Annotated in this window: 11 protein-coding genes; 7 read left to right on the top strand and 4 right to left on the bottom strand. The window is 38.8% G+C overall.

Annotated elements, in window-relative coordinates; translation table 11 throughout:
- Positions 1 to 119: 119 nt before the first annotated feature.
- The 4 genes from ABFX33_RS00535 to ABFX33_RS00520 form a co-directional block, all read right to left on the bottom strand.
- On the bottom strand, positions 120 to 572 hold the full coding sequence (locus ABFX33_RS00535; protein ID WP_120259893.1) for a KTSC domain-containing protein: 453 nt from the start codon (positions 570 to 572) through the stop codon (positions 120 to 122).
- 54 nt (positions 573 to 626) lie between these two features.
- Positions 627 to 848: a VF530 family protein gene (locus tag ABFX33_RS00530; RefSeq protein WP_120259894.1), complete on the bottom strand. Its 222-nt coding sequence runs from the start codon at positions 846 to 848 to the stop codon at positions 627 to 629.
- Positions 849 to 934: 86 nt separating this feature from the next.
- Positions 935 to 1,453, bottom strand: coding sequence for an NADPH-dependent FMN reductase (locus ABFX33_RS00525; RefSeq protein WP_346083573.1), 519 nt, complete (start codon positions 1,451 to 1,453; stop codon positions 935 to 937).
- A gap of 110 nt (positions 1,454 to 1,563) precedes the next feature.
- The gene (locus tag ABFX33_RS00520) at positions 1,564 to 2,703 is read right to left on the bottom strand and encodes a hypothetical protein (protein WP_346083572.1); all 1,140 of its coding nucleotides are present in this window, start codon (positions 2,701 to 2,703) and stop codon (positions 1,564 to 1,566) included.
- Between the two features lie 108 nt (positions 2,704 to 2,811).
- Between ABFX33_RS00520 and ABFX33_RS00515 the strand changes: the two genes are divergently transcribed.
- The 7 genes from ABFX33_RS00515 to ABFX33_RS00485 all read left to right on the top strand — a co-directional run bounded on the left by ABFX33_RS00515 (position 2,812) and on the right by ABFX33_RS00485 (position 11,868).
- The gene (locus tag ABFX33_RS00515; RefSeq protein ID WP_343563882.1) at positions 2,812 to 3,369 is read left to right on the top strand and encodes an RNA polymerase sigma factor; all 558 of its coding nucleotides are present in this window, start codon (positions 2,812 to 2,814) and stop codon (positions 3,367 to 3,369) included.
- A 180-nt stretch (positions 3,370 to 3,549) separates the two neighbouring features.
- Positions 3,550 to 4,653 (top strand): FecR family protein, encoded by a 1,104-nt coding sequence (locus ABFX33_RS00510; protein ID WP_346083571.1) that lies wholly within the window; start codon positions 3,550 to 3,552, stop codon positions 4,651 to 4,653.
- A gap of 103 nt (positions 4,654 to 4,756) precedes the next feature.
- Complete coding sequence (locus tag ABFX33_RS00505; RefSeq protein WP_346083570.1) at positions 4,757 to 8,098, top strand: SusC/RagA family TonB-linked outer membrane protein; 3,342 nt, start codon at positions 4,757 to 4,759, stop codon at positions 8,096 to 8,098.
- Between the two features lie 12 nt (positions 8,099 to 8,110).
- Complete coding sequence (locus tag ABFX33_RS00500) at positions 8,111 to 9,706, top strand: SusD/RagB family nutrient-binding outer membrane lipoprotein (protein ID WP_346083568.1); 1,596 nt, start codon at positions 8,111 to 8,113, stop codon at positions 9,704 to 9,706.
- A 70-nt stretch (positions 9,707 to 9,776) separates the two neighbouring features.
- Entirely contained in the window at positions 9,777 to 10,259 is a 483-nt protein-coding gene (locus tag ABFX33_RS00495; RefSeq protein WP_120259899.1) for a DUF5004 domain-containing protein, read from the top strand.
- Between the two features lie 240 nt (positions 10,260 to 10,499).
- Positions 10,500 to 11,057: an RNA polymerase sigma factor gene (locus tag ABFX33_RS00490; RefSeq protein WP_257092241.1), complete on the top strand. Its 558-nt coding sequence runs from the start codon at positions 10,500 to 10,502 to the stop codon at positions 11,055 to 11,057.
- Positions 11,047 to 11,868 (top strand): HEAT repeat domain-containing protein, encoded by an 822-nt coding sequence (locus ABFX33_RS00485; protein ID WP_346083567.1) that lies wholly within the window; start codon positions 11,047 to 11,049, stop codon positions 11,866 to 11,868. Before ABFX33_RS00490 ends, ABFX33_RS00485 begins: the two co-directional genes overlap by 11 nt.
- The last annotated feature ends 93 nt before the right edge of the window (positions 11,869 to 11,961 follow it).

Raw genomic sequence — 11,961 nt, 5'->3', positions numbered from 1 at the left:
TAGCTTTTAAACATTTAACATTTTAGATAAGCGCCCTTTGTTGAAATAACAAAGGGCGCTTATGTGTTAACTAGTCCATAGACCAGTATGTATCATCGAGTTATAAATCTATGTTTTAGTTATGCAACAACTGTAGCAGTCTTCAATACATTCCGATAAGGATAGGAATGAAAAACATGTCTACGTGCAAATCGTCCCAAAGAATCGGCATTGACAAATTTTACATAGTCATTTCGTTGGACGCCAAAGTATTCATATTGACTGCCATCATGAAAGGTGATCGTCAATATCTGGGCTTTCCAATCAATATCTTGAATACCTGAATTCGTGATTGTCTCTGTATAGATCGGTAATTGTTGTTCAATTGTCTCGGGGCAGATGCTTACCAAAAAATGATAAGCTTCAATCATTTCTACACTCTTTTGTTCAGCAGCCAAACGACCTTCTTCGTCATTGACAAATTTATCCGGATGACATTCTTTCATGATCGTCCGGTAAGTGGATTTTAGGGTTTTGAGATCCACTGATTTATCCACATTTAACAACTTACGGTAGTCGGCAATTTTTTTCATGGCGGCAAAGATATGCTTAATAATCAGATTATTTGCATTATCCTAGAAATAAGATTATTTTTTACCTAAGGTTTTTACATAGAGCTGTTCAACCTTCTCTCGGGCCCAGGGTGTTTTTCGTAGAAAAGTTAGCGAGGATTTAACACTCGGATTTTCATTGAAACACCGGATGGATATCCTTTGTCCCAGTTCTTCCCATCCATAATATTCCACTAAATACGCGATGATTGTATCCAGCCGTTTTCCGTGTAATGGATTATTGACTTGTTCTTGCATGTTGTAAAGTTAGAAATCTTTGTATACTTTATAATAACTTTTTATTGTGTTAAAATACCATTAAGCTTAATCCAATGGTATGTTAACTAAGAGTTTTTGAGCTGTGCTGCAAGCAAATCAAGCTGCTGATCGAGCTTTTCATCCCAGATATTTCCTACTGCATCAAGTTTTCCTTTCACCCCCTGAATAAGAAGGTTCCTTTCGGGATCAAGTTGAGCACCAAGTCCCTGCATAATACGTTGTAGCTCGGCATGGCCCGTTTCCCCCTGTGCTGATGCGGTAATAATACTGACGGGTTTTTCTGTAAAAATGGTCGTTGCTGCACACCATTCGAGTAGATTTTTCAATCCACTTGGGACACTGAAAATGTACTCTGGACTGCTGATCAATACTAGATCTGCATCCTGAATGACCTGACGCAAAGCGATGATTTCGATTGGCGGACGGGATGTACTTTCCTCTGGATCGAAATGTGGCAGTTCTTTCAGGCGGTCAAAGAGAATAAGATTGACCTCGGGGTTTACCTTATGTTGGAGATGACGTACGAGCTGATGATTGGATGAATGTTCGCTTGCGCTGCCTATTATCGCGAAAATGGTTTTCATTGAATATATTTACTTGTTGGGACTAAAGACCCTTATTTTTTAATCTATTAATTTGCCGACACTTCCGTGTCAATTTTACGATGTAAGATTTTGAAGCGACTAATTTACGATTATAGATCCATACGGTTGACATAGTTTTTTGCCTGAAGGTAATTTTTCCGCTCCAGAAAAAATAACAGTACAGTGGGGTACAGCGTGAAAATATGGCTACTATCGAACCTGTTTTTTTGTCCCGACAATAAGATCTCACAGATAATCATCACCAAAACAAATAGAAATAGATTGAGTATAATAATTGCTTTTAAATCTCTTTTTCGCGCAAATTGATACCGAATGAAACTAGGATAATCGATCGTCATAAAGGCAAGTTGGGCGAGTAGGAAGGTAATTATTCCAACAAGAAAAAAGATACCCTGGTTAGTATAGGATTGAGTGATTAGCGATTCTAAAGTGATGAAATCTGCGCGGAAATAGAAAAAACAGATGACACCAAGTAGGATAAAAAGTGAAAACTTATAACCTCTTTTCTCCATTTGGATCAGATTGGTTAATCTATTCAGCGTATCAAACAATTTGCAGATGATAGCAGTGATGACCAAACATACAATACTGTTGAGCTGAAAAGTGCCAAAAAGGCCAATGATATCATCTTCTGCGTCTGTTTGTAAATAAGTACTTCGAATAATTAGAAAGAGACAAAAAATAAGGTTATAAATAGTCGCGTAAAAAGAGACACGTTGTAGCATTAAAAGTCTTCGATCTTTCTTTTGTTGTTCAGCCTGCATTTCGGTTGCTTTGTCAACAGAAATAGCCGTGTGTTGTAAATTGAGTTGCTGTGGGCTATTAGGTCCTACACTGGGAGGATCTGAATGAATGGTCTGGACTTCACCTATACCTGATACCCGCTCAGAATTGGTTGGTTTCTCAGGATAGACAATAGGTTCATCAAGTTTGCTGTCAACGATTTCGGGTTCTATTACCTCTTCATTTTCTGGGGGAAATTTTTGTGGCGTCAAATAGTGAATAGATTTCCGGAGCAAAAAGATAATAATCGCGATCCAGGCCACAGCAAAGACAGTAATAAATACCCATTTCATCATCAATAAGCGGATGCATAGATAAAGTATTGGCGTGATTAAATAGGCCAAAATTCCTTTTGGACGCATTTTTCGATTATCTTTAAGCCACCGCAATACATAGTAGTTCAGTACAATACAGATAAATAGGGTGATTATAATTTCTGACCACATACAAATAACTATACCTAAAGATAAAAACTTTTTCCTTTTACGGATTAAGTTTATACTTTTGGAAACAGGGACGTAAATTAGCTTGAATACAGATTATATGCTTTTGTTATGAGAAATAAAATGGGGTACCGCCTGTTGTGGGAGCGTATTCGTACGGGGGACGAGGCTGCATTTTTTGATCTGTATGGGGCACTTTATCAGGAACTTGTTAATTTTGGAATCCGTACCTGTGGGGATACTGACTTGGCAAGTGAAGCGACGGATCAGGTTTTTGTCAAGATTTGGGAGAAAAGAACGCAGCTTGAACGTGTCGAAAATGTACAGTCCTACCTTATTACCTTTCTAAAAAGACGTATGCTACGCCTGATTGAAAAGCAACATAAAATTAATACTGCCCTTCAGAATGTAAAAGCGGAAGATGAATGGATTGAGATGCCTTATGAAGAGTTTGTAATCAAAGTGCAAACCAATGAGATTATTCAGATCCGTTTGAAAGAAGCACTGGAGAAGTTGTCTTTTCGCCAAAAACAATTGGTCAATCTAAAATTTTTTGAAGGTTATTCGTATGAAAAGATTTCTGAAATCACGCAGATGTCTGTCAAAACAGCGTATAATACGCTCTACGACGCGCTAAAAATATTGCGGGAGGAGCTTAAGGACATTTAATGCTAGCAGAGATAATCGTTGTTACAGGGTAACGATAGCCTATTTGTTGCACATTATACCTCATTTTTTGTGTTGTTTTTTAAAATAAATAGTTTGAATATCAGTGTTTTATAAAATAGTTTGTTTTTTTCTTAGGAAAAAGATCTCTTCTTGGGCACTATAGGGTAAATATCCATTAGAATGAGCCAAAAAGATTATAAACAGTTAGAAGATTTTTTGATTGACGATACTTTTCAAAAGTACTGTTCTGGAGAAGATAAAAACTGTATCCTTTACTGGCAACAATACTGCTTAAATCATCCAGAGCAGGCCGAAATGATCCTAAAAGCAAAACGTCTTTACCAAATTTTGGTCGGAAACCGAAAATCTATCCATGAACAGATGGAGAGATTGAAGACTGACCTCCAAAGTACGCCAATTGAATCTGCACCTATCCGCCAGATTACCTGGCAAAAGTGGGGCGCTATTGCTGCAGTATTTGTCGCTTTGGTCGGGGGCGGATTATGGTACTATTCACGTCCAATGAATGATATTGCTCGACAAACGATAACAAACGTTGGTCAGGTGTATCAGACAAAGAAAGGTGAAAAGAAGACCTTTGAGTTAATTGATGGCAGTACCGTTACCCTCAACTCAGCAAGTAAATTGGAGCTGTCTTCGGATTTTAATGGTGAATTGCGCTTGGTGCGTTTGGTCGGTGAAGGTTATTTTCAAGTCGCAAAGAATAGAGAAAAGCCATTTATGGTGCAGGCTTCTGATTTTGATATCAAAGTTTTGGGAACGACCTTCAACGTGAAAAGTTATCCCGAAGAACCAACGGCTGAAGCTGTATTAGTGGAGGGGTCTATTGAGATGAAAAGCAAAGGGCAGCGTGAGAATTCCGTTGTCATTAAGCCAAATCAAAAAATTACGATATTTAAAAACCAAGCTGAACTTGCGGTAAATGCAAGTAAAGGAAATAAATCAACGTTAAGTAAGTTGCCCATTAAGGAAATTGCAATCGAAAATATCCCTGTAGTTGAGTCAAATACCACTGAAATACCAGATATCGCATGGAAAGAAAATAGATTGGAAATCGTGGACCAAGATTTCGAATCTTTACGAAGAACCCTGGAGCGCTGGTATGATGTGGATATTCAGCTTCAAAGTGAAGAATTGAAAAGATATCGCTTCACGGCAACCTTTAGCAAAGAAAATATTACTCAGGTACTGAGTGCTTTACAAAAAGTCGAACCATTTAAATTTGAACTATATGGGAAAAAAATAACTATCTCAGAAAAATAAAAAGGATGGTGGACCAACACCATCCTTCATTGAAAAAATGATTAACCAAAAGCAGCAACATTGGGGCGTGCTGCTTAATATTAATTTTAACCAACACTAAAATATGATTAAAAATTGCTTATTGCAAATGCGCAATGGATATATTGTGCATTTTAGATTCATTATCCGGATGAAACTAGCCTTAATTATGACTACGTGTGCTGTAATCAATGTTTCAGCATCTGTATTTTCCCAACAAAAAGTGTCCTTGGATGTTCAAAAGACAAAACTGAGCAAGGTACTTAAACTGATCGAAGAGCAAAGTGATTATTATTTTGTCTATAATTCGACAAACGAGAATTTAAATAAAGAAGTGTCTGTCAATGTCAATAATACGAAGGTATTGGACGTGTTGGCGAAGCTTTTCAATAAAAGTGGACTGGCTTATTCAGTATCCAAAGAAGGACTTGTTGTGGTCAGTCAACAACAACAGGTTGTCGTTTCGGGTACGGTAACAGATGATAAAGGGAATCCGTTAGCGGGAGCCAGTGTACGTGTTAAAGGTACCGCTGTAGGGCGGGCGACAGATATTAATGGACGGTTTTCCATCGACGCCGCAACCGGCAATACATTGATCGTTTCTTTTGCTGGCTATGCATCACAGGAAGCGGCTGTGACGAAAGATGGCGATATGAAAATCATCTTAATCGAAGACAATCGCATGTTAAATGAGGTGGTGGTGACAGCATTGGGTATGAAAAAGGAAAAACGCTCTTTGGGATATTCTGTGACACAGGTTGCAGGAGAATCTTTGACTACAGCACGTGAAAATAACGTCATGAATTCACTTGTCGGAAAAGTAGCGGGTTTGGATATTAGTTCAACTTCTGGTGGTGCGGGAGCGGCTTCGAATGTAACTATACGCGGTGTTTCCAGTATCTCACAGTCCAATCAGCCTTTATATGTGATCAATGGTATTCCAATGGAAAGCAAACCTGTCGGTGTTGGAAATGCGAATTCCAGGGGAAATTCAGGTAGTCAATGGGACAACGCGCCGGATCTGGGGGATGCAATTAGTAACATCAATCCTGACGATATCGAAAGTATTTCGGTATTAAAAGGAGCTGCGGCTTCAGCATTATATGGTTCGCGTGCCAAAGCAGGTGTCATTTTGATTACGACCAAATCCGGAAAAGGAAATTCAATCGATTTTAACAGCAACTATGTAGCTGAAAGAATTATTGACCAAACGAACTGGCAAAAGGTATACGGTCAGGGTGCCAATGGTGAAAAACCAGCAGATGGTAAGGCTGCCGCACAAGTTGGAGGTTCTAGCTGGGGAGCGAAATTGGATGGTAGTCCAGTGGTTCAGTTTGATGGTGTATCGCGACCTTATTCCTATCAATCGGGTAACCTTGGACGTTTTTATCGTACAGGCTCGACTTGGACAAATACTTTAGCATTGAACAAAACATTTGACGGCGGTTCAATCCGTTTCTCTGGTACGAATGTTAAAAATAACTCTGTTGTCCCGAATTCGGGGTTGAATCGACAATCATTTAATTTGGTCGGCTTGTTTGAACCATTGAAAAGGTTGACCATTGATGCGCGTTACAATATGATCTTGGAGCAAGTGAAAAATAGGCCTATGGTATCCGATATGTCGGGTAATGCCAATTTTAATGCGATGTTCCTACCAACAAGTGTCAATGTGAACGATTTAAAACCTTGGAAGAAAGAAAATGGGTTTGAGCTTCCGTTTACAACTGGTAATACCTATGCAACCAATCCTTGGTTTGCTGCTTACGAGTTTCAGAATAACACAAAAAGAGATCGTTCAATTGCCTCATTGACGGCGAAATATACGCTTGAAAATGGTTTATTTATCCAGGGACGTGCTGGTCGCGATGCCTATAATGATCACTACAGAAATGTTTTGCCTACTGGGACAGCTTATTATGAGTATGGAAAAATAAATGAACAGCAAACAAAATTTGCGGATATCAATGCGGATATCTTATTGGGAAAAGCGTTTAGTTTTGGTGATTATACAGTGACACCAAATATCGGTGCCAGCTATCGCAACACAAAAATGTCACAGTTAACGAACTCGGGAACTGATTTTATTATCCCGTTCGTTTATAATATATTAAATGCCAAAAATAAATCTGTCAATTACCTGGAAAGCGAGTCTGAAACGCAGTCTGTGTATGGTACAGCAGAATTCGCCTATAAAGATGTGTTTTATCTGACAGGTAGTTTGCGCTCGGATTGGTATTCTACTTTGGCAACACCAGGTTACGACAATAAATTGAATTCGGTTTATCCTTCAGTTTCGGGTTCATTTATATTTTCAGAGTATTTCAAACCTTCTTGGTTGTCTTACGGTAAATTAAGAGCAGGTTTCGCTCAGGTGGGGCAGGCTACTGATCCTTATCAGACATTATTGACCTACAATTTTAGAGGTGAGAATTTAAATGGAGCACCTTTGGGATCGATTAATAACAGGAATATCCCAAATACTTCGTTAAAAGCTTCAATTGCAAATGAGTTGGAAATTGGTGCTGAGCTTCGCTTGTTGAATGATCGTGTAAATCTAGATTTGACTTGGTACAACAAGAAATCCAAGAATGAAATTATCTTCAATACAACAACGCCGGCAACAGGTTATGCTGCGGCTGTATTGAATTCCGGAGAAATGCAAAACAAGGGTTTTGAAGCATTACTTTCGGCAACTATTGTTAAAACCGAAAGCTTTAAATGGATTTCTTCTCTAAATGGATCCTACAATGACAATAAGATTATATCATTGGCCGATGGATTAAAGGATCAGTTGGTCGCTACTTCGCGTTCCAATGTAGGGTTTATTATGAATAAAGTAGGTTTGTCGGCATTTCAGGTAATGGCCTACGATAATAAATATGATAAGGATGGAAATATCGTAAACTTAGCTGATGGTTCACCTGACCGTGGCGAATTAAAGGCGTATGGCTCAGCAATGAATAAATGGTTTGCCGGCTGGAATAACGAATTTAACTATAAAAATTTCAATCTTTCTTTCTTAATAGATGGTAAATGGGGTGGTAAGTTATTCTCGGCGACAGATTATTATGGTTATATCTGGGGATTGCATCAAAATACGGTAGAAAGACGTGAAGAGATAGGAAGGGCAGCAGCTAAATATTATGAAAATACGGCGAACAACGTTTCTAAAAACTTTGTTAATAGTGCCGACTTTATAAAATTTAGACAGGTTATCATTGGTTATACCTTCCCAACAGCAATGTTTAATAATAAAATAAAATCCTTGAATGTAAGTGTTGTGGGACGGAATCTCTTTACATTGATGCGTAAAACCGATAATATTGATCCTGAATCAAGTTATAATGCAACATTCCCTGGGCTTGAATTGGGAGGGGTACCGGCTATCCGCACGTTTGGAGCAAACTTAAGTGTTAAATTTTAAATCTAAATTGAAATGAAAACAATGATTAAACCTATTATATCTACGCTTGCCCTAGGTCTCCTATGTGTGATGGGAAGCTGTACAAAAGATTTTGAAAAAATAAATACTGATCCAATATCTTATGGTAAGGAGACTTGGGATCCAAATTATACCTTGTCTTCATCTCAATTATTCTATACGGGTAGTTTTGACTTCGCTTACGATACCTGGCGTGGAAATTTAATTTACTCAGCGACTATGATGCAAGGATTGTCTACAGTAATCAGTTATTGGGCAGGTGATAAATATTTGCTAAATGAAGGGTATACTGCAGCTTACTGGGGGAATGGTACTGTCGGGGCATATATCGAGCAGGTTCGGAATATCCAGGACGTTATTGTCAACACAAAGGATAAACCAGAATTAAACAACTTATATCAGGTAGCAAGGATCTGGCGTGCAGTTATTTTTGCAAGACTTACTGATCTCTATGGTGATGTGCCCTATTCTGAAGCTGGTGTTGGATTTTATGAAAAAATTTACAAGCCCAAGTTTGATAAGCAACAGGATATCTATACAGATCTACTAAAAGAAGTGGATGAAGCGGTAGCCGCTTTAAAAACAGATGGTGATAGGGTCTTTGGTGATGTTATTTACAAGGGAAATATTGATAAATGGAAACGTTTTGGAAATTCTTTTTTACTCCGTCTAGCAATGCGCCTGGTGAAAGTAGATGAGACCAAAGCAAAACAATATGCGATAAAAGCTGTAGCGAATACATTGACTAGTAATACTGAAAATGCTTACATCTCACACGATGAAAGTGGTTCGCGTGTAACTCAGAATAGAAATTCGCAGGTGCTGTTGGGTGATGGAGGACAAGAATGCTATTATGTAAAGTGGTCAAATACCTTTATTGATTTTCTGAAGAAAAATAATGATCCTCGTTTAGGTTTAGTGGCTGTGACCAAATTATATTTAAAAGACGATGTCAAAGCACAGAATCCGGATTATGTAAGTAATGCCGCTGTTCAAAAAGGAATGCCAAATGGAAAAGATTTAAGTTCTGACCCTAAGTATAAAATTAGCAGTGATCCAAGTTTTACCACATTCCCAGATTATTCATCACCAAATCCGAAGATGATAAAGCGGAATGGTGTGACATTTATCCTGACATATGCAGAGACGGAGCTGTTGAAGGCAGAAGCTGCACAACGTTGGGGGATTGGCGGTTCGGCTGCTGAACATTACAAAAATGGACTGAAAGCGTCTATTACATATTTGAATCAATATGATTCAGAATTAGCTGTTACCGACGCGAGTGCTGAATCTTTTGCTGTTGCTAATCCTTATGATGCAAGCAAGGGGTTGGAACAGATCAATATGCAGTATTGGGCACATACGATTACCATGCTGGATTTTTATGAAACTTGGGCCAATTGGAGACGGACAGGATTTCCAAAGCTGACTCCTGTAAACTATCCTGGAAACGCTACTTCGGGAACTATTCCACGTCGTTTTCCATATCCTTCTACAGAGGAGGCTATCAATGGCGAAAATTTTAAAGCTGCAGCAGCAGCAGTGCCCGGCGGTGATAATCTTGCCGGCCGGGTCTGGTGGGACAAATAATCACAATGGTTTGTTTTTTATGAGGCTGAACTTTCGTAGTTTGGCCTCTTTAAACCCTTTATAAAATACTATGAACCTAAAAAATCAAATTTTACTAATCGTGGCCTTGCCATGTATTGCTCTTTCGTGTAATAACGCAGTTGATAAAACGAAGGAAAATGAGACCACAAAAAACAAAACATTGACCGGAACGTACAGACTCTTAGAAGCTAAGACTATCAAAGGGAAAGATACAGTGACTGCTTTCACTGATACAAGCAAAACCGAAATGTTTAAAATGTTTAACGAGGATCATTTTTCATTTTTCAATCATGATAAGGAAAAGGGAAAAGGAAAGGAACCTCATTTTATTGCGGGTGGCGGAACTTATTCTTTTGATGGTAAAAAATATCAGGAGCGATTGCAATACTGTAGTCTACGTGATTGGGAAAGTAAGAAGTTTGATTTTGAATTGGAATTTAAAGGGGACACACTTGTCCAACACGGGGAAGAGAATTTGCCCGAATTGGGGGTAAAACATACGATTATTGAGACTTATCTGAAAGTGAAATAAAAGCGCTCTAATTGAGGAGTCCACAAAACTTCATTAAGTATATTTTGTTAATGCAGGCACCCACGGTATTTTCCATGGGTGTTTTTTTGTTGATTTAAAACCTAAAAAACAGATTTAATGCTGTTCACCAATAGCATGTTATTTATTTTAGAAAAAAAAATAAAATTAAATTGCAACATTTTCCAAAACGATCCGACTATACAATAGAAACATAGGAATTAACAGTATTAAATAGTAAACGTGCAAAACCAACTTAGCGATAAAGATTTATTAGCGATGTGCCAATCCGGTAACGAGTCGGGCTTTGCACAACTCTATCATCGCTATGCGAAGAAGATTTTTAACTCGATCTATCGGATTTTGTCAAATCAGGAGGAAAGTGAGGATATTTTGCAGGAGACTTTTGTAGAGTTTTTCTCAAAATCGGATAAATGGCAGGCGGTACTTAGTGTTGAAGCTTGGTTGAGAAGGATGGGCGTGAATAAGGCTATTTCTCTTTTACGGAAAAATAAGCAATATTATACACCTATTGATGATCTGGAAATCCAGGATGAAGGCGAAGATGAACTGTTGGAAAAGGAGTGGCGAGAATGTCGGCTGACTGATTTGGAATCAGTCATTGATCAGCTGACCGGGATACCCAAGATGGTGATCAATCTGTATCTTTTTGAAGATATGAGCCACGATGAAGTCGCGGAATCTTTGGGAATGACAGCGGTAGCGGTGCGTAGTCAATACCATCGCGCCAAAAAGAAAATTTACGAACAATTGAAGGAGAGGTATAATTATGCGGGATAATTTGAAGGATTTTGTGAACACCAATCGGGATGCATTTGACCATAAAGAACCGTCAGCGGATTTATGGAATAAAATCAGACCACAGGTTGTTCCTCCGGTACAGGAAAAGAAGATTAAACCTTTGTGGCGATGGGCAAGTATTGCGGCAGCTACATTATTGGTCGGAGCTGCGGCTTTTGTCATCTTCAATCAGGAGAAAAAGGATGATCATATGGGCAGAGTAGCAGATTTGAAATCTGTCCCTGTTCAAAAAGAGCCAGTGGACATCCTGCGCCCATCTCAACAAGAGGTCGTGGTAGACGCTGGTCAGAAGGAACCGATACGGTCAATACAGACGATGACAAGTACGCAAAAAATGCATCGTGCAGTTAACAAGACTGTGCAAAAGGTTACTGTAGATAAGAAAGAAGGGCTTGAAAAAGATTATATGCAAATGCTTCAGGACTCTGTTTGGGCAAGTACACGATTGGCAGCCGTACTCGCACTCCAAAAACAAGGAAATCTGAAAAAGGATGCAGCGCAAGCATTAGAAAAAATAGCCGTTTCGGATGAGAGCAGTAATGTGCGTATGGCAGCGATTGAGACCTTGCTGGACGGAATGACACCAGAAGTTAGGCAACAAAAGGTTCAGGACTTTTTTGTCGCACAGAATGATCCTACATTACAGGTTGAGCTGATGCAGATGATTGCACAAAGAGATGAACCGGAAATAAAAAATAGTACAAAGGATAAGCTGAACGCGATTGTAGAGGATCCCTTTACATTGAAATTTGTGAAAGAACAAGCTTATGCCGTACTGTTGCATCAATAGAACAAACAATATATACGATGAAGCTGTAGAGACGTGCTAAGCTAAAGGAATAAACCTCCAGGCTTCATCACTTTAATAAAAAAAAATGGGGCT

It is taken from the genome of Sphingobacterium ginsenosidimutans, from assembly GCF_039536865.1.
In the GTDB taxonomy this organism is placed as follows: Bacteria; Bacteroidota; Bacteroidia; order Sphingobacteriales; family Sphingobacteriaceae; genus Sphingobacterium; species Sphingobacterium detergens.
This window is presented reverse-complemented; position numbering and strand designations above follow the sequence as displayed.

Excerpts from the sequence above, each read along its gene's own strand:
- ABFX33_RS00510 (WP_346083571.1), top strand. The coding sequence starts at position 3,550 with ATGAGCCAAAAAGATTATAAACAGTTAGAAGATTTTTTGATTGACGAT.
- ABFX33_RS00485 (WP_346083567.1), top strand. The coding sequence starts at position 11,047 with ATGCGGGATAATTTGAAGGATTTTGTGAACACCAATCGGGATGCATTT.
- ABFX33_RS00500 (WP_346083568.1), top strand. The coding sequence starts at position 8,111 with ATGAAAACAATGATTAAACCTATTATATCTACGCTTGCCCTAGGTCTC.
- ABFX33_RS00495 (WP_120259899.1), top strand. The coding sequence starts at position 9,777 with ATGAACCTAAAAAATCAAATTTTACTAATCGTGGCCTTGCCATGTATT.
- ABFX33_RS00515 (WP_343563882.1), top strand. The coding sequence starts at position 2,812 with ATGAGAAATAAAATGGGGTACCGCCTGTTGTGGGAGCGTATTCGTACG.
- ABFX33_RS00535 (WP_120259893.1), bottom strand. The coding sequence starts at position 572 with ATGAAAAAAATTGCCGACTACCGTAAGTTGTTAAATGTGGATAAATCA.
- ABFX33_RS00505 (WP_346083570.1), top strand. The coding sequence starts at position 4,757 with ATGATTAAAAATTGCTTATTGCAAATGCGCAATGGATATATTGTGCAT.
- ABFX33_RS00530 (WP_120259894.1), bottom strand. The coding sequence starts at position 848 with ATGCAAGAACAAGTCAATAATCCATTACACGGAAAACGGCTGGATACA.
- ABFX33_RS00525 (WP_346083573.1), bottom strand. The coding sequence starts at position 1,453 with ATGAAAACCATTTTCGCGATAATAGGCAGCGCAAGCGAACATTCATCC.
- ABFX33_RS00520 (WP_346083572.1), bottom strand. The coding sequence starts at position 2,703 with ATGTGGTCAGAAATTATAATCACCCTATTTATCTGTATTGTACTGAAC.